This window comes from Aurantimonas sp. A3-2-R12, from assembly GCF_036016755.1.
GTDB classification, from domain to species: domain Bacteria; phylum Pseudomonadota; class Alphaproteobacteria; order Rhizobiales; family Rhizobiaceae; genus Aurantimonas; species Aurantimonas coralicida_A.
Genome location: NZ_JAYXIH010000005.1, coordinates 41,977 through 59,487, shown reverse-complemented (window position 1 = coordinate 59,487; position 17,511 = coordinate 41,977). Strand labels below are relative to the sequence as shown.

The window sequence follows — 17,511 nt, the reverse complement described above, 5'->3', positions numbered from 1 at the left end:
ACATGGCCGAGATCGACGTCCGCAATTTCAACATCAATTTCGGGCCGCAGCACCCGGCCGCCCACGGCGTTCTTCGGCTGGTCCTGGAACTCGACGGCGAGGTGGTGAAGCGGGTCGATCCGCATATCGGGCTTTTGCATCGCGGCACCGAGAAGCTGATCGAACACAAGACCTATCTCCAGGCGATTCCCTATTTCGACCGGCTCGACTATGTCGCGCCGATGAACCAGGAGCATGCCTTCTGTCTCGCCATCGAGCGGCTGGCGGAGGTCAGTGTGCCCCGGCGCGGTCAGCTGATTCGGGTGCTCTATAGCGAAATCGGCCGCATTCTCTCGCATCTTCTCAACGTGACGACCCAGGCCATGGACGTCGGCGCACTGACGCCGCCGCTCTGGGGTTTCGAGGAGCGCGAGAAGCTGATGGTGTTCTATGAACGCGCGTCCGGCTCGCGCATGCATGCGGCCTATTTCCGGCCGGGCGGCGTGCACCAGGACTTGCCGCAGCAGCTCGTCGACGACATTGGTGCCTGGTGCGATCCGTTCCTGAAGGTCTGCGACGACATCGAAGGCCTGCTGACCGACAACCGCATCTTCAAGCAGCGCAATGTCGACATCGGCGTCATCGGCCTCGACGATGCCTGGGCGCTCGGCTTCTCTGGCGTGATGGTACGCGGCTCGGGCGCGGCTTGGGATTTGCGCAAGTCGCAGCCCTACGAGTGCTACGACGAGATGGATTTCGACATCCCCATCGGCAAGAACGGCGACTGCTACGACCGCTATCTCATTCGTATGGTCGAGATGCGCGAATCGGTGAAGATCATGAAGCAGTGCATCGAGCTGCTGTCGGGTCCCGAGCGAGTCGGCCCGGTCTCGTCGGCCGAAGGCAAAGTCGTCCCGCCGTCGCGTGGCCAGATGAAGCGTTCGATGGAAGCGCTCATCCATCACTTCAAGCTCTACACCGAGGGCTTTCATGTGCCGGCGGGCGAGGTCTATGCCGCAGTCGAGGCGCCAAAGGGCGAATTCGGCGTCTATCTGGTCGCGGACGGGACCAACAAGCCGCATCGCTGCAAGATCAAGGCGCCGGGCTTCGCCCACCTCCAGGCGATGGACGTGATGTGCAGGGGGCACATGCTCGCCGATGTCTCGGCTATTCTCGGCTCGCTTGATATCGTCTTTGGTGAGGTCGACCGCTGATCACGATCGGGCACCGCCGATTGTCAGCGTCGAGCCACTTCTGGACATCTGAATCGTCGCCGCCCGGACAATCGGGCGACGGAGGAATCATACGGCTTAAAGCCACTGGCCTTTTGCCGATCGTGTGATAGAACGCACCGCAATATCGCATGTAGAACCGCTTCTAGAGCCGAGGTCCGATGTCTGTCAGACGTCTCGCGGAAGATGCCATCCAGCCCAAGAGCTTCGCCTTCAACGACGAAAACACGGCTTGGGCACAGGCGACGATCCGTAAATATCCGGAGGGTCGTCAGCAGTCGGCAGTGATTCCTCTTCTGATGCGCGCACAGGAACAAGAAGGCTGGGTCACCAAGTCCGCGATCGTCCATATCGCCGACATGCTGGCGATGCCCTTGATCCGCGTGCTCGAGGTCGCGACCTTCTACACTCAGTTTCAGTTGAAGCCGGTCGGAACAAGGGCGCATGTCCAGGTTTGCGGTACGACGCCCTGCATGTTGCGCGGCGCGGAGGATTTGAAAGCCGTCTGCCGGTCGAAGATCCATCCCGAACCCTTCCATGCCAACGAGTCGGGAACGCTGTCGTGGGAAGAGGTCGAGTGCCTCGGCGCCTGCGTCAACGCGCCGATGGTCATGGTCTCCGAGGATACGTATGAGGATCTGACGCCGGAGCGACTTGAGGAGATCATCGATCTTTTCGAGGCGGGGCGCGGCGGGGAAGTCGAGCCGGGACCGCAGAACGGACGCCATCTGTCGGCTCCGATCGGCGGTCTGACGAGCCTGACTGGCGATTACGACGATCTGATCAAGGATTTGCCGGCTGATAAGCCTCGGGCGTCCGAGGCATCCGCGCCGGCGCGCGGTAAGGCGGGTGGGCAGGCTATCTCCACCGCCGCTTCCAATGCCGGCCGGCCGAACACGGACGCTGCGGAAACCGATCCGACCATCGCGGCCCCGGGCAAAGCCAGCGGCGACAAGACGCCGCCATCGGCCGAGAAGCAAGTCAGTGACGATCTGGTCGCCAACGGCCATCGACCGGGCTCGGGCCGTACCGGCGGAGCCGTCGACGGCGCGACCGGAGAAGCCCAGCGAGACGCCGCCGAAGCCGATCAGGTTTCGGCTGACACGCCGGCAGCCACGGCGCCGACCGGCGGGACGCTCCGCCGGAAGGAAGCCGCTGCCCGCGCGGCGACGGTCCCGGACGTCGCGCTGACTCCGAGCGATAAGTCCAAAGAGCCGGGCGCCACAGACGCGACGATCGATCTCTCCGGAAAAGACGGCGGCGCAAAGCTGGAGGGCCAGCGCCGGACGACCTCCGATACCAGTTCCGGGCCCATGGATGGGGCCGCCGCAGGAATTGCCGCGCAGGCGAGCCAACCCGGCGAGAAGCCCGCAGGTCTCCTGAGCGCGCCGGAGGGCACGCCGGACGATCTGAAGCAGATCAAGGGCATCGGTCCGGTGATAGAGGCCAAGTTGAACGAACTCGGGGTCTTTCATCTCCGGCAGATCGCAAAATGGCGGGAGTCCGAGCTTGTCTGGGTCGACGATTATCTGAATTTCCGTGGCCGCGCCGTTCGTGACGGCTGGACCGCCCAGGCCAAGGCCCTGCAGGGCGCGGCTGCCAGCGCTCCGGGCCGCGAATGATGCGGACGAGGAGACACTAGATGCTTCAGGACAAGGACCGCATTTTCACGAACATTTACGGCCTCCGGGACAAAAGCCTGAAGGCCGCGATGAAGCGCGGGCATTTCGACGGAACGGCCGACATCATCGGCAAGGGCCGCGACTGGATCATCAACGAGATGAAGGAGTCGGGCCTGCGCGGGCGTGGCGGCGCCGGCTTCCCGACCGGGCTCAAATGGTCGTTCATGCCGAAGGAGCCCGGCGAGCGCCCGCATTATCTCGTCATCAACGCCGACGAATCCGAGCCGGGGACCTGCAAGGACCGGGAGATCATGCGGAACGACCCGTTCACGCTGATCGAGGGTTGCGTCATCGCCGGTTTCGCGATGGGCGCGCACGCCTGTTACATCTACGTTCGCGGCGAATATATCCGCGAGCGTCAGGCACTGCAGCGGGCCATCGACGAATGCTACGAGGCGGGACTGCTCGGCAAGAACAACAAGTGCGGCTGGGACTACGACATCGTCGTCCATCACGGCGCCGGCGCCTACATCTGCGGTGAGGAAACCGCGCTGCTGGAAAGCCTGGAAGGCAAGAAGGGCCAACCGCGCCTCAAGCCGCCGTTCCCGGCCAATGTCGGGCTGTACGGCTGCCCGACCACGGTGAACAACGTCGAGTCGATCGCGGTGGCGCCGACGATTCTTCGCCGCGGCGGTGGTTGGTTCGCCGGTATCGGCCGGCAGAACAACACCGGCACCAAGCTCTTCTGCGTCTCCGGCCATGTCGAACGGCCCTGCACGGTGGAGGAGGCGATGGGCATCTCCTTCCGCGAACTGATCGAGAAGCATTGCGGCGGCGTTCGCGGCGGCTGGGACAATCTCTTGGCGGTCATCCCCGGCGGATCATCCGTGCCGCTGGTTCCGGGCGAGGACATCATCGACGCACCGATGGATTTCGACGGCCTGCGCGACATCAAGACCTCGCTCGGCACCGCCGCGGTCATCGTCATGGATCGCTCCACCGACATCGTGAAGGCGATCGCCCGAATCTCGTATTTCTACAAGCATGAGAGCTGCGGCCAGTGTACGCCCTGCCGCGAGGGGACCGGCTGGATGTGGCGGGTGATGGAGCGCATGGTCACCGGCAATGCTCAGAAGCGCGAAATCGACATGCTGCTCGATGTGACCAAGCAGGTCGAGGGCCATACGATCTGTGCGCTTGGCGATGCGGCGGCCTGGCCGATCCAGGGGCTCGTGCGCCATTTCCGCGCCGAGATCGAGCGGCGGATCGACGAGTTCTCGCGCAATGCCGACGCCGATCGCCGGCCCGTGCTCGAAGCGGCGGAATAAGCAGGATAGGTCCATGACCAAACTCAAAGTCGACGGCAAAGAGATCGAGGTCCCGGACCACTACACGCTGCTGCAGGCGGCGGAGGAGGCGGGGGCCGAGATTCCGCGCTTCTGCTTCCATGAACGGCTGTCGATCGCCGGCAATTGCCGCATGTGCCTCGTCGAGGTGAAGGGCGGACCGCCGAAGCCCACCGCCTCCTGCGCCATGGGTGTCCGCGATATGCGGCCGGGACCAAACGGCGAATTGCCGGAGGTCTTCACCAACACGCCGATGGTCAAGAAGGCCCGCGAAGGCGTGATGGAGTTCCTGCTGATCAACCATCCGCTGGACTGCCCGATCTGCGATCAGGGCGGCGAATGCGACCTGCAGGACCAGGCGATGGCCTTTGGTGTCGATTCGTCGCGCTATCGGGAGAACAAGCGCGCGGTCGAGGACAAATATATCGGCCCGCTGGTCAAGACGATCATGACGCGCTGCATCCACTGCACGCGCTGCGTCCGCTTCACCACCGAGGTCGCCGGCATTTCCGAGCTGGGCCTCATCGGCCGCGGCGAGGATGCCGAGATCACCACCTTCCTCGAGCAGGCGATGACGTCGGAGCTGCAGGGCAACGTCATCGATCTGTGCCCGGTCGGCGCGCTGACCTCGCGGCCCTACGCATTCCAGGCGCGGCCGTGGGAGCTGACCAAGACCGAGACGATCGACGTGATGGATGCCGTCGGATCGGCGATCCGCGTCGATACGCGCGGTCGCGAGGTCATGCGGATTCTTCCGCGCATCAACGAGGAGATCAACGAGGAGTGGATCTCCGACAAGACCCGCTTCGTCTGGGACGGCCTGCGGACCCAGCGTCTCGACAAGCCCTATGTGCGCGAGAACGGCCGCCTGCGTCCGGCGAGCTGGCAGGAGGCCTTCGCCGCGATCAAGGCCAAGGTCGTTGGCGTCGAGGGTGCGCGACTCGGCGCGATCGCGGGCGATCTCGCCGCCGTCGAGGAGATGTGGGCGCTGAAGCGCCTGATCGGCGAGCTCGGCTCGACCAATCTCGACTGCCGCCAGGACGGCGCCAAGCTTAATCCGGCCGGCGGCCGCGCCTCCTACCTGTTCAACACGACGATCGCCGGTATCGAGAATGCCGATGCATTGCTGATCGTCGGCGCCAATCCGCGCTTCGAGGCCTCCGTCCTCAACGCCCGCATCCGCAAGCGTTGGCGCATGGGCGACTTCCCCATCGGCGTGATCGGCGAGAATGTCGATCTGCGCTACGAAACCACCTATCTCGGCGCCGGCACCGAGACGTTGTCCGATCTGGGCGGCGCCAATCGCGGCTTCTTCGATACGCTGAAAGGCGCCGAGCGCCCGATGATCATCGTCGGTCAGGGCGCGCTCGCCGGCGAGAACGGTGCGGATGTGCTGGCCTCGATCGCCGCGCTGGCGCGCGAAATCGGAGCCATCACCGAGGGCTGGAACGGCTTCAACGTCCTGCATTCTGCGGCCTCGCGGGTCGGCGGCCTCGATATCGGCTTCGTGCCGGGTGAGAGCGGCAAGACCACAGCCCAGATGGGCGAAGGCGAGGTCGACGTGCTGTTCAATCTCGGTGCCGACGAGATCGAGATCGCAGCCGGGCCCTTCGTCGTCTACATCGGCACCCATGGGGATCGGGGCGCGCACCGCGCCGACGTGATCCTGCCGGGCGCGGCCTACACCGAGAAATCGGGGACCTGGGTCAATGTCGAGGGCAGGGCGCAGACTGGCAGCCGGGCATCCTTCCCGCCCGGCGACGCGCGCGAGGACTGGGCGATCATCCGGGCGCTGTCCGCCGTTCTCGGCAAAACGCTGCCGTTCGATTCGCTTGCGGCGCTGCGGCGCGAACTGTATCAGTCGCACGCCTTCATGCGGTCGGATCGGATCGAGTCGGCCGACCCGGCGGTCATCACCGGACTGGCCGATCGCGCGAAATCGCTGGGCACTGGAATGTTCGCGTCGAATATCGGCGACTTCTACCTGACCAACCCGATCGCCCGCGCGTCGAAGGTGATGGCCGAGTGCTCGCAGCTCGCAATCGCCGAGCACCTCGAAGCGGCAGAATAAAGGACGGCTGGCAGTGGCTGAATTCTTCTCCCTCTATGTCTGGCCGGGCCTGATCATTCTGGCGCAGAGCCTTCTGTTCCTCGTCGTTCTGCTCGTCCTGGTCGCCTATATCCTTTTGGCGGACCGCAAGATCTGGGCGGCGGTCCAGATGCGCCGCGGACCCAATGTCGTCGGTCCTTGGGGGCTGTTCCAGTCCTTCGCCGACCTGTTGAAATTCGTGCTGAAGGAACCGGTGATCCCGGCCAGCGCGGACAAGGTCGTGTTCCTGCTCGCGCCGCTGGTCGCCGTGACGCTGGCGCTCGCCACCTTCGCGGTGGTGCCGGTCGCCGACGGGTGGGTGATCGCAGACATCAATATCGGCATCCTCTACGTCTTCGCGATCTCCTCGCTGGAGGTCTATGGCGTCATCATGGGCGGTTGGGCGTCGAACTCGAAATATGCCTTTCTCGGCGCGTTGCGGTCCGCCGCGCAGATGGTTTCCTATGAGGTCTCGATCGGCTTCGTTATCGTCACTGTGCTTTTGGCCGTCGGCTCTCTCAATCTCACCGACATCGTTTTGGCCCAGCAGACCGGACTCGGCACCATGGCCGGCCTGCCGAACACCTTCCTCGACTGGCACTGGCTCGGCCTGTTCCCGATGTTCATCGTATTCTTCATCTCGGCGCTGGCCGAGACGAACCGGCCGCCCTTCGATCTGCCGGAGGCCGAATCGGAACTCGTCGCCGGCTTCATGGTCGAGTATGGCTCGACGCCATACATGATGTTCATGCTCGGCGAGTACGCGGCGATTACGCTGATGTGCGCGCTGACGACGATCCTCTTCCTCGGCGGATGGCTGCCGCCCTTCAACTTCGTACCGTTCACCTGGGTTCCGGGCGTGATCTGGTTCCTTGCCAAGGTCGCGCTGGTGTTCTTCATGTTCGCGATGGTCAAGGCCTTCGTGCCCCGCTACCGCTACGACCAGTTGATGCGGCTTGGCTGGAAGGTGTTCCTGCCGATCTCGCTCGCAATGGTGGTGATCGTCGCCTTCGTCGTGCAGTTCATGGGTTGGGGCGCTGCGGCCGCATGACCGATCCGGCGCTCATCGGTGCTCTGGTTGGCCTCGCCATCGGCCTCGCGGACTTCTTCGTCCTTGGCTATGTCATCGACGCTATGGCTCGGCGCCGGCCTTCCGAGCGCGTCGGAGCCGGCGCGGCGCTGAACATCGCCCGCGTTTCGCAGCTCGTTCTCTTCCCGGTTGTCGGCTGGTTCGCCGGCCCGGTCATCGCCTCGAACTTGGGAGGCTAGAGTCTCTTGAACGCCATCGCCCAGACCGTCAAATCCCTGTTCCTCATCGAGTTCATCAAGGCGTTCGGCCTGTCGATGCGCTATTTCTTCGCAGCGAAATCGACGGTGAACTACCCGTTCGAGAAGGGGCCGCAGAGTCCGCGTTTTCGTGGTGAGCACGCCTTGCGGCGCTATCCCAACGGCCAGGAGCGCTGCATTGCCTGCAAGCTTTGCGAGGCGATCTGCCCGGCCCAGGCGATCACCATCGAGGCCGGACCGCGACGCAATGACGGCACCCGCCGGACGGTGCGTTACGACCTCGACATGGTGAAGTGCATTTATTGCGGCTTCTGCCAGGAGGCCTGCCCGGTCGACGCCATCGTCGAGGGCCCAAATTTCGAATTCGCGACCGAGACCCGCGAGGAGCTCTACTACGACAAGGAGCGGTTGCTCGCCAACGGCGATCGCTGGGAGCGGGAGATCGCGCGCAACATTGCGCTCGACGCGCCTTACCGCTAAGCGGGCAGGGATTTTTTCGGCCGGAGGATCGCCAGACCGGGCGCGAATCTCCGCCTGATTTGACAAGATCGACGGGGCAGGGCGACGACCGTCAGGCCGCGTCCGATACCACCACAAGGAGCCCGAGGATGCTGGGCCTTCAGGCACTGTTTTTCTACATCTTCGCGCTGATCGCGGTCGGCGCGGCGCTGATGGTCGTGTTCTCCAAGAACCCGGTCCATTCGGTGCTGTTTCTGATTACGACCTTTGTGAGCACCGCCGGGCTGTTCCTGCTGACCGGGGCGGAATTTCTGGCGCTGATTCTCGTCGTCGTCTATGTCGGGGCGGTCGCGGTCCTCTTCCTGTTCGTCGTCATGATGCTGGACGTCGACTTCGCCAAGTTGAAGCGTGGCGCGCTGCAATACGCGCCGTTTGGCGCGATCGTTGGCGTCGTGCTGCTCGCCGAGCTGATCATCGCTGTCACCGGCAACTATTACGAGCCGCAGCTGTCCGTCGCGACGGCCATGCCGACGCCGCCGCTGGCCGAAATGTCGAACATCGAGGCGCTCGGGGCGGTGCTCTACACCCGCTACATTCTGTTTTTCCAGCTTGCAGGGCTGATCCTGTTCGTCGCGATGATCGGCGCAATCGTTTTGACCCTTCGCCACAAGGAGGGCATCCGGCGTCAGTCGATTCCGGCGCAGGTCGCGCGGAACCCGGCGACGGCGATCGAAATCCGCAAGGTCGAGAGCGGCAAGGGCATCTGAGAACGAGGAAATGAGCGCAATGGAAGTCGGTCTCGGACACTACCTTACGGTCGCGGCGATCCTGTTCGTCACGGGCGTTTTCGGCATCTTCATGAACCGCAAGAACATCATCACGATCCTGATGTCGGTCGAGTTGATTCTCTTGGCGGTGAACCTGAATTTCGTGGCGTTCTCGGCGTTTCTGAACGATCTGGTCGGGCAGGTCTTCGCGCTCTTCGTGTTGACCGTCGCAGCCGCTGAAGCGGCGATCGGCCTCGCCATCCTCGTCGTCTTCTTCCGCAATCGCGGCTCCATCGCCGTCGATGACGTCAACACGATGAAAGGCTGATCGGGCGTGTATCAGACCATCGTTCTCCTGCCGCTCGCCGGCTTCCTGATCGCCGGCCTCTTCGGCAACGCGATCGGCGCCAAGGCGTCCGAGTATATCACCTCCGGCTTCTTGATCATCGCGGCGATCATGTCGTGGATCGCCTTCATTTCCTTCGGCTTCGGCGAGGGCGAGACGCTGCGGTTGACGCTGTTTCAATGGATGCAGTCCGGCGGCCTCGAGGTCGCCTGGTCGCTGCGGATCGACCGCCTGACCCTGGTCATGCTGGTCGTCGTCAACACGGTCTCCTCGCTCGTGCATGTCTATTCGATCGGCTACATGCATCACGATCCGCATCGGCCGCGCTTCTTCGCCTATCTGTCTCTGTTCACCTTCGCCATGCTGATGCTGGTGACGTCGAACAATCTCGTGCAGATGTTCTTCGGCTGGGAGGGCGTCGGCCTGGCCTCGTATCTCCTGATCGGCTTCTGGTACAAAAAGCCGTCGGCCAACGCGGCCGCGATGAAGGCCTTCATCGTCAACCGGGTCGGCGATTTCGGCTTCGTGCTCGGCATCTTTGGCATCTTCGTGCTGTTCGGTTCGCTCAATCTCGACACCATCTTCGCCGGCGCTGCCGATATCGCCGGCCAGATGGGCGGTGAGGCGGGCGAGGCCACTCCCGCGCTCGGCGATACCGTCCTCAACTTCGCCGGCTACTCGCTGTCGATGGGCGGCGCGCTCACCGTCATCTGCCTGCTCTTGTTCATGGGCGCCATGGGCAAATCGGCCCAGATCGGGCTCCACACCTGGCTGCCGGACGCGATGGAAGGCCCGACGCCGGTCTCCGCGCTGATCCATGCCGCCACGATGGTCACGGCTGGCGTCTTTCTGGTCGCCCGCATGTCGCCACTGTTCGAGCTGAGCCAGACGGCACTGACCTTCGTCACTTTCATCGGCGCGACGACGGCGATATTCGCCGCCACGGTCGGGCTGGTCCAGAACGACATCAAGCGGGTCATCGCCTATTCGACGTGTTCGCAGCTCGGCTACATGTTCGTCGCCCTCGGCGTCGGCGCCTACAGCGTGGCGATCTTCCACCTGTTCACCCACGCCTTTTTCAAGGCGCTGTTGTTCCTCGGCGCTGGCTCCGTGATCCACGCTGTCTCCGACGAGCAGGATATGCGCCGCATGGGCGGCCTCAAGAAGCATATTCCGATCACCTATTGGTTGATGGTCGTCGGCACGCTGGCGCTGACCGGCTTTCCGTTGACGGCGGGCTATTTCTCCAAGGACGCCGTCATCGAAGCGGCTTTCGTTGGCGATAATGCCTTCGCGACCTATGGCTGGGGTCTGACGGTTCTGGCGGCGTTGTTGACCAGCTTCTATTCTTGGCGCCTGATTTTCATGACGTTCCACGGCAAGCCGCGAGCCTCCGCGGACGTCATGCATCATATCCACGAATCGCCGATGGTGATGCTGGTGCCGCTGTTCGTACTGGCCGCCGGCGCGCTGTTCGCCGGTATCCTGTTCGAGGGCGCCTTCGTCGGAGAAGGCTACGAGGAGTTCTGGCTCGCTTCGCTGTTCACCGGCGCCGGGAACGAAATTCTCCACGACATCCACGACGTGCCCTTCGCCATCGCATTCCTGCCGGCTGTCATGATGGCGATCGGCTTCGCCATCGCCTGGCTGTTCTACATCCGCTCGCCCGACCTGCCGCATCGGCTGGCCGAGCGGCATCGCGGCCTCTACACGTTCCTTTTGAACAAATGGTATTTCGACGAGCTCTACGACTTCCTGTTCGTACGCCCGGCGAAGGCGCTCGGACGCTTTCTGTGGAAGACCGGCGACGGCAAGGTGATCGATGGGCTCGGGCCTGATGGTGTCTCGGCACGGGTCCTTGACGTCACCAATCGCGTGGTCCGTCTGCAGACCGGCTACCTCTATCACTACGCCTTCGCGATGCTCATCGGCGTCGCGGCGCTGGTCACCTGGACGATGCTCGGGGGGGTGAACTGATGAGCGACTGGCCGATCCTTTCGACCGTCACCTTCCTGCCGCTGGTCGGCGCGCTGCTGATCCTGTTCATCAAGGACAAGAGCGAACTGGCGCGCCGCAATATCCGCACCGTCGCGCTGCTGACCACGGTCTTCACCTTCGTCGTTTCGCTATGGATCTGGATCGAATTCGACACGTCGAATCCCGACTTCCAGATGGTCGAGCGGCTGGACTGGCTCGGCAGCGGGATTACCTATCACATGGGTGTCGACGGCATCTCGATGTTGTTCGTGATCCTGACGACCTTCCTGATGCCGATCTGCATCCTCGCGAGCTTCGAGTCGGTGCAGACCCGCGTGAAGGAATACATGATCGCCTTCCTGGTGCTGGAGACGCTGGTAATCGGCGTTTTCTGCGCACTCGATCTCGTGCTCTTCTACGTCTTCTTCGAAGGCGGCCTCATCCCGATGTTCCTGATCATCGGCGTGTGGGGCGGCAAGCGGCGGATCTACGCGAGCTACAAGTTCTTCCTCTACACCTTCCTCGGCTCGGTGCTGATGCTGATCGCCATCATGGCGATGTATTGGGACGCCGGCACCAGCTCGATACCGGAACTCCTGCAGCACAGCTTCCCGGCCTCGATGCAGCCTTGGCTTTGGTTCGCCTTCTTCGCCAGCTTCGCCGTGAAGATGCCGATGTGGCCGGTCCACACCTGGCTGCCTGACGCCCATGTCGAGGCGCCGACGGCGGGATCGGTGATCCTGGCCGGCATCCTCTTGAAGCTTGGCGGCTACGGCTTCCTGCGCTTTTCGCTACCGATGTTCCCGTTGGCCTCGGCCGATTTTGCGCCGTTCGTCTTCACGCTGTCGGTTGTCGCGATCATCTACACCTCGCTGGTGGCGCTGATGCAGGAGGACATCAAGAAGCTGATTGCCTACTCGTCGGTCGCGCATATGGGCTTCGTGACGATGGGTATCTTCGCGGCCAACCAGCAGGGCGTGGAGGGAGCGATTTTCCAGATGCTCTCGCACGGGCTGGTGTCCGGGGCGCTGTTCCTTTGCGTGGGTGTCGTCTATGACCGCATGCACACCCGTGAGATCAGCGCCTATGGCGGTCTGGTCAACCGGATGCCGCATTACGCCACCGCGATGCTGATCTTCACCATGGCCAATGTCGGGCTGCCGGGGACGAGCGGCTTCGTCGGCGAGTTCCTGACTCTGGTCGGGGTGTTCCAGGTCAACAGCTGGGTGGCGATCTTTGCGGCCACCGGCGTCATCCTGTCGGCGGCCTATGCGTTGTGGCTCTATCGGCGGGTGATTTTCGGTGCGCTGGAGAAGGAGAGCCTGCGCGCGATCCTCGACCTGTCGCGGCGCGAGAAGATCCTGCTCTATCCGCTCGTCGCTCTCGTGATTTTCTTCGGCGTCTATCCGATGCCGGTCTTCAATGTGACGGCGGCATCGGTCGAATCGATGCTCAATACCTACACCGCAGCCCTGGAGGCGGCCCAATCGGTCGCCCTGGCGCAGTAAAAGCGGGGATCGGACGCATATGTATTCGCAAATGGTCGCCTCGAGTCTGCCGATCGTCGGTCCAGAACTGATCATGGCGGGAGGCGCGATGGTCCTTCTGATGATCGGCGTCTTCGCCGGTGAGCGCAGCGCCCAGACAGTGACCGGCCTGTCGGTCGCGCTGATCATCATCGCCGGGCTCTGGCTTGTCTTCGTCACGCCCTACGGCGAAGCCTTTGGCGGCTCCTTCGTGCTCGATCCCTTTGCCGGATTCATGAAGGTTCTGGTGCTCGTCGGCTCGGCCGCCGCGGTGATCATGTCGGTCGGCTTCGCCGAAAGCGAGCGGTTCAACCGGTTCGAGTTTCCGGTGCTGATCGTGCTGTCGACGACCGGAATGATGGTGATGGTGTCGGCCGGCGACCTGATCACGCTCTATCTCGGGCTCGAGTTGCAGTCATTGGCGATCTACGTTCTCGCCGCGATCAACCGGGATTCGGCCCGTTCGACCGAAGCTGGCCTGAAATATTTCGTCCTTGGCGCGTTGTCCTCGGGCATGCTGCTGTACGGCGCTTCGATGGTCTACGGCTTTACCGGCCAGATCGAGTTCGGCGCGATCGCGTCGGCGATCACCAGCGAAGGACGCTCCCTCGGCCTCGTCGTTGGCCTGGTGTTCGTGCTCGCGGGCCTCGCCTTCAAGATTTCGGCGGTACCGTTCCACATGTGGACGCCCGACGTCTACGAGGGCGCGCCGACCCCGATCACCGCCTTCCTTGCCGGTGCGCCGAAGGTTGCGGCCATGGCGCTCATTACCCGCTTCACGGTGCAGGGCTTCGAGCCGCTGCAGGTGGATTGGCAGCAGATCATCGTCTTCATCTCGATCGCCTCGATGGCGTTCGGCGCCTTCGCGGCGATCGGCCAGCGCAATTTCAAACGTCTGATGGCCTATTCCTCGATCGGCCATATGGGATTTGCCCTCGTGGGGCTCGCGGCAGCCAATGTCGAAGGCGTCCGCGGCGTCCTGATTTACATGACGATCTATCTGGCGATGACGCTGGGCACCTTCGCCGTGATCCTCGCCATGCGGCGCAAGGACGGGGTGGTCGAGGAAATCGAGGATCTCGCGGGTCTGTCGAAGACCAACCCGGTGATGGCGCTGTTCCTGACGATCCTGATGCTGTCGCTCGCCGGCTTGCCGCCGCTGGCCGGTTTCTTCGCCAAATATTTCGTGTTCATGGCGGCGGTCGAGGCGGAACTTTACGCCTTGGCGGTCATCGGCGTACTGGCAAGCGTCGTCGGGCTTTACTATTATCTGAGGATCGTGAAGTTGATGTGGTTCGATGAACCATCGGCGGAGTTCGTACCGATGGCGATGGAGTTGCGGCTGGTCCTGTGGGCCGCGGCGCTGTTCATCTTTCCCGTCTACCTTTTCATTGGGGGACCGATCTTCACCGCTGCCGAGGCTGCGGCGCGGACGTTTTTCTGACGGTGCCGACGGGCACGAAAGCACCACGACGGCGCCTCGCCCTCGGCGAAGTCGCCTCGACGAATTCAGTGGCGTTGGAGGCCGCGCGCGCCGGCGATCCGGGGCCCTTGTGGGTCACGGCTGAACGGCAGATGGCGGGACGCGGCCGCAGAGGCCGGGCGTGGGTCTCGGAGCCGGGAAACCTCTATGCGAGTTGGTTGGTCATCGACCCGGCGCCATTGGAGCATCTGTCGAACCTGCCGCTGGTCGCCTCGCTTGGGGTGCGGAACGCTCTCGCCAAGCTCACGGGCGCCGACGAAGAGCTGGTCGCGGTCAAATGGCCGAATGACGTTCTCGTCAGGGGCCGTAAGGCGGTCGGCATTCTCCTGGAAAGCGAGCGTTTGCCGGATAGTAGGATGGCGGTTGTCATCGGCTGCGGGGTCAACGTCGCCCATGTGCCCGATGGCACGCCGTACGAGGTGACCAGCTTGGCGCGGGAGGGCGTGCGCTGCGACCTCGATGCCATTTTCGCGTCCGTCGCTGACGAAGTGGAACGTGCCCTCGCGGTCTTCCGGCGCGGCGAGGGATTTGCCGCGATCAGGCGCGAATGGCTTGCCCATGCCGTGGGGCTCGGCCAGGCCTGCCGGGTCAATCTTGCCGACGGGACGCTGACGGGACGCTTCGAGGCACTCGACGAGCGCGGTCGGCTGATATTGCGCGGTGATGACGGCGAGACCACCGCGGTTTCGGCCGGCGATCTGTTTTTTCTGGAGAGCGACGAGCGCATGGCGCCACCGGTCTCCGCCGTTTAGGGCGGCAATCGAACGACGACGAATGTAACTGAAGCAAACCTGAATAAGCTGCGTGGGTCGATCATGACCGGGCGGGGCAAAGACACGAAAGAAGATAGAAGTTTGAACAAGCTAATGTTTGTGCCGCTCGGCGGCATCGGTGAGATCGGCATGAATCTCGCCATGTACGGCTATGGGCCGGATGATGATCGGCAGTGGATCGTGGTCGACTGCGGCGTCTCTTTTGCCGGTCCCGACTTTCCTGGGGTCGATCTCGTTCTTCCCGACATCCGGTTTCTGGAAAAGCAGAAGAATGCGCTGAAGGGGATCGTCATCACCCATGCGCACGAGGACCACTACGGTGCTCTGCTCGATCTTTGGCCGAAGCTGAAGGTTCCGGTCTACGCAACCGCTTTCACTGCGGCGTTGCTGGCGGCCAAGCGGGAAGGGGAGCCGGGCGCGCCGAAGATTCCGGTGGAGCTGTTCGCCGCAGGTGATCGCTTCAACGTCGGTCCCTTCGAGATCGAGGCGATCAACGTCACGCACTCGATCCCCGAACCGGTGGCGCTGGCGATCCGTTCGCCGGCCGGCACGGTCGTCCACACCGGCGACTGGAAGATCGATCCGACCCCGGCGCTCGGCGCGCCGACCGACGAGAAGCGGCTGCGGGAGATCGGCGACGAAGGCGTCCTCGCCATCGTCGCCGATTCGACCAACGCGCTTCGCGAGGGCGACAGCCCGAGCGAGACGGCGGTCTCGGCTTCACTTGCCGAGATCATCCGTGGCGCCAAGGGCCGGGTCGCCGTCACCACCTTCTCCTCCAATGTCGGGCGCATCCGTTCGATCGCGGCGGCGGCTCGCGATGCCGGGCGGCAAGTGCTGCTGATGGGGCGCTCGATGCGGCGGATGATCGATGTCGCGACCGAGCTCGGCTATATGGACGGCATTCCGCCGTTCCTGGGCGAGCAGGACTTCGGCTACATCCCGCCTGAAAAGGCGGTGATCATCCTGACAGGTAGCCAGGGCGAGGCCCGCGCCGCGCTGGCGCGCATCGCGCGGGATGAGCATCCGAGCGTCGCGCTGTCGCGGGGCGACCTTGTGATCTTCTCCTCACGCGCGATTCCCGGCAACGAAAAGCTCATCATCGACATCAAGAACGCGCTGATCGAACGCGGCGTCAAGGTGCTCGAGGATGGGGAGAAACTCGTCCACGTCTCCGGCCATCCGCGTCGCAGCGAGATGCGCCAGATGTATGAATGGGTGCGTCCGACGATCGCCATTCCGGCCCATGGCGAGGCCGCGCATCTGACCGCCCACGCGGCCCTCGCGCGGGAATTGGGGATCAAGCAGGTGGTCGAGGCGCGCAACGGCCGCGCCGTCCAGCTGGCGCCCGGCGCCGCCCAGGTCGTCCATGAGGTTCCGGTCGGACGTCTCTACAAGGACGGCCGCCTGATCGGAACGGCCGAGGCGATGGGCATCAACGAGCGCCGCAGGCTGTCCTTCGTCGGCCATGTGGCGGTGCTGGTGGAATTGGATGGCAAGCTGGAATTGCGCGACGATCCCGACCTCGTGGCGCTCGGCCTGCCGCAGGACGACGCGACCGGTGAGGAGATCGAGGATGTCCTGATCGACGCCGCCGCCGGTGCGGTCGAGAGCACGCCGCGCAACCGCCGCAAGGACCTCGACAAACTGGGTGAGTCGGTCCGCCGCGCGGTGCGCGGCGCCGCTTTCGAGGCGTGGGGTAAGAAGCCGATCGTCACGGTGTTCGTCACGCGGTCCTGAAACCCGTCGAGGGAAATGCCATGCTCGGTCGACTGAATCATGTGGCTCTGGCCGTTCCCGATCTTTCGGGAGCGGTGCGGCGCTATCGCGAGACGCTGGGGGCGACAGTGTCGGAGCCAAAGGCGTTGCCCGAGCACGGTGTCACGGTCGTCTTCGTGGAGCTCGACAACACCAAGGTCGAACTCCTCGAGCCGCTGGGCGAAGCGTCGCCCATCGCCGCGTTTCTCGCCAAGAATCCGAAGGGCGGCATGCACCATATCTGCTATGAGGTGTCCGACCTGAAAGCGGCGCGGGATCGGATGATCGCCGGTGGGGCGAGGGTGCTCGGCGATGGCGAGCCGAAGATCGGAGCGCATGGGCGGCCGGTGTTGTTCATCCATCCCGGTGACATGTTCGGCACGCTGACCGAACTGGAGGAGGTCTGACATTGGGCTGGGTATCGGCGCTCGCGATTTATTTCATCATCTGGTGGGTGTCGCTGTTTGTCATCTTGCCGCTGGGAGTACGCTCGCAGATCGAAGACGACGACGTGATCCTCGGGACGGCGCATAGCGCGCCGACCCACGCCCGGATGGGGCGCAAGCTCGCGCAGACGACGCTACTCGCGACGGTGATTTTCGCGGTCTTCTACGTCGTGACGCAGGTCTACGGCTTCGGGCCGGACGATCTTCCGCACATTATTCCCGGCACCTGATACCCACAGACGCAGGAGCGCAGGCACAAAAAAAATGCAAGGCTTTCACCTTGCATTCTAGGTCGCGTGCCTGGATTTCCCGCCGATGACTTTGACCGGGGCTGCGACGACTGCCGCGCCGGAAACCACGTCCTCCCAAGACTAGACCGCAAATATGGCGCCTTGCCGGCGCCTTTTTTGTGCAAGCGAAG

General features: G+C 63.5%; 16 protein-coding genes. All 16 read left to right on the top strand.

All coding sequences use genetic code 11. From position 1 onward, the window contains the following. Positions 1–2: 2 nt before the first annotated feature. The 16 genes from VSX60_RS04175 to VSX60_RS04100 all read left to right on the top strand — a co-directional run bounded on the left by VSX60_RS04175 (position 3) and on the right by VSX60_RS04100 (position 17,320). Positions 3–1,193, top strand: coding sequence for an NADH-quinone oxidoreductase subunit D (locus VSX60_RS04175; RefSeq protein ID WP_327622895.1), 1,191 nt, complete (start codon positions 3–5; stop codon positions 1,191–1,193). Between the two features lie 179 nt (positions 1,194–1,372). After that, complete coding sequence (gene nuoE / locus VSX60_RS04170; protein WP_327622894.1) at positions 1,373–2,833, top strand: NADH-quinone oxidoreductase subunit NuoE; 1,461 nt, start codon at positions 1,373–1,375, stop codon at positions 2,831–2,833. Positions 2,834–2,853: 20 nt separating this feature from the next. Then, the gene (gene nuoF / locus VSX60_RS04165; RefSeq protein WP_327622893.1) at positions 2,854–4,161 is read left to right on the top strand and encodes an NADH-quinone oxidoreductase subunit NuoF; all 1,308 of its coding nucleotides are present in this window, start codon (positions 2,854–2,856) and stop codon (positions 4,159–4,161) included. A gap of 13 nt (positions 4,162–4,174) precedes the next feature. Beyond that, positions 4,175–6,250: an NADH-quinone oxidoreductase subunit NuoG gene (nuoG, locus tag VSX60_RS04160; RefSeq protein WP_327622892.1), complete on the top strand. Its 2,076-nt coding sequence runs from the start codon at positions 4,175–4,177 to the stop codon at positions 6,248–6,250. Between the two features lie 13 nt (positions 6,251–6,263). After that, the gene (nuoH, locus tag VSX60_RS04155; RefSeq protein WP_327622891.1) at positions 6,264–7,319 is read left to right on the top strand and encodes an NADH-quinone oxidoreductase subunit NuoH; all 1,056 of its coding nucleotides are present in this window, start codon (positions 6,264–6,266) and stop codon (positions 7,317–7,319) included. Beyond that, positions 7,316–7,537 (top strand): hypothetical protein, encoded by a 222-nt coding sequence (locus VSX60_RS04150; RefSeq protein ID WP_327622890.1) that lies wholly within the window; start codon positions 7,316–7,318, stop codon positions 7,535–7,537. The genes nuoH and VSX60_RS04150 overlap by 4 nt, the downstream gene beginning before the upstream one ends. A gap of 6 nt (positions 7,538–7,543) precedes the next feature. Beyond that, positions 7,544–8,035, top strand: coding sequence for an NADH-quinone oxidoreductase subunit NuoI (gene nuoI, locus VSX60_RS04145; protein WP_327622889.1), 492 nt, complete (start codon positions 7,544–7,546; stop codon positions 8,033–8,035). 128 nt (positions 8,036–8,163) lie between these two features. Beyond that, positions 8,164–8,781, top strand: coding sequence for an NADH-quinone oxidoreductase subunit J (locus tag VSX60_RS04140; RefSeq protein ID WP_327622888.1), 618 nt, complete (start codon positions 8,164–8,166; stop codon positions 8,779–8,781). Between the two features lie 19 nt (positions 8,782–8,800). Continuing rightward, positions 8,801–9,109 (top strand): NADH-quinone oxidoreductase subunit NuoK, encoded by a 309-nt coding sequence (gene nuoK, locus VSX60_RS04135; RefSeq protein ID WP_206454386.1) that lies wholly within the window; start codon positions 8,801–8,803, stop codon positions 9,107–9,109. Between the two features lie 6 nt (positions 9,110–9,115). Then, on the top strand, positions 9,116–11,104 hold the full coding sequence (gene nuoL, locus VSX60_RS04130; protein WP_327622887.1) for an NADH-quinone oxidoreductase subunit L: 1,989 nt from the start codon (positions 9,116–9,118) through the stop codon (positions 11,102–11,104). After that, entirely contained in the window at positions 11,104–12,612 is a 1,509-nt protein-coding gene (locus VSX60_RS04125; protein ID WP_327622886.1) for an NADH-quinone oxidoreductase subunit M, read from the top strand. Before nuoL ends, VSX60_RS04125 begins: the two co-directional genes overlap by 1 nt. Positions 12,613–12,631: 19 nt before the next feature. After that, positions 12,632–14,074, top strand: a complete 1,443-nt coding sequence (nuoN, locus tag VSX60_RS04120; RefSeq protein ID WP_327622885.1) for an NADH-quinone oxidoreductase subunit NuoN — start codon at positions 12,632–12,634, stop codon at positions 14,072–14,074. Positions 14,075–14,076: 2 nt separating this feature from the next. After that, on the top strand, positions 14,077–14,865 hold the full coding sequence (locus VSX60_RS04115) for a biotin--[acetyl-CoA-carboxylase] ligase (RefSeq protein WP_327622884.1): 789 nt from the start codon (positions 14,077–14,079) through the stop codon (positions 14,863–14,865). Positions 14,866–14,928: 63 nt separating this feature from the next. Beyond that, positions 14,929–16,626, top strand: a complete 1,698-nt coding sequence (locus VSX60_RS04110) for a ribonuclease J (RefSeq protein ID WP_442873050.1) — start codon at positions 14,929–14,931, stop codon at positions 16,624–16,626. A gap of 20 nt (positions 16,627–16,646) precedes the next feature. After that, positions 16,647–17,051 carry a methylmalonyl-CoA epimerase gene (gene mce, locus VSX60_RS04105; RefSeq protein WP_327622883.1) on the top strand — a complete coding sequence of 135 codons (405 nt, stop codon included), beginning with the start codon at positions 16,647–16,649 and terminating at the stop codon, positions 17,049–17,051. A 2-nt stretch (positions 17,052–17,053) separates the two neighbouring features. After that, on the top strand, positions 17,054–17,320 hold the full coding sequence (locus VSX60_RS04100; protein WP_327622882.1) for a DUF1467 family protein: 267 nt from the start codon (positions 17,054–17,056) through the stop codon (positions 17,318–17,320). Positions 17,321–17,511: the final 191 nt, after the last annotated feature.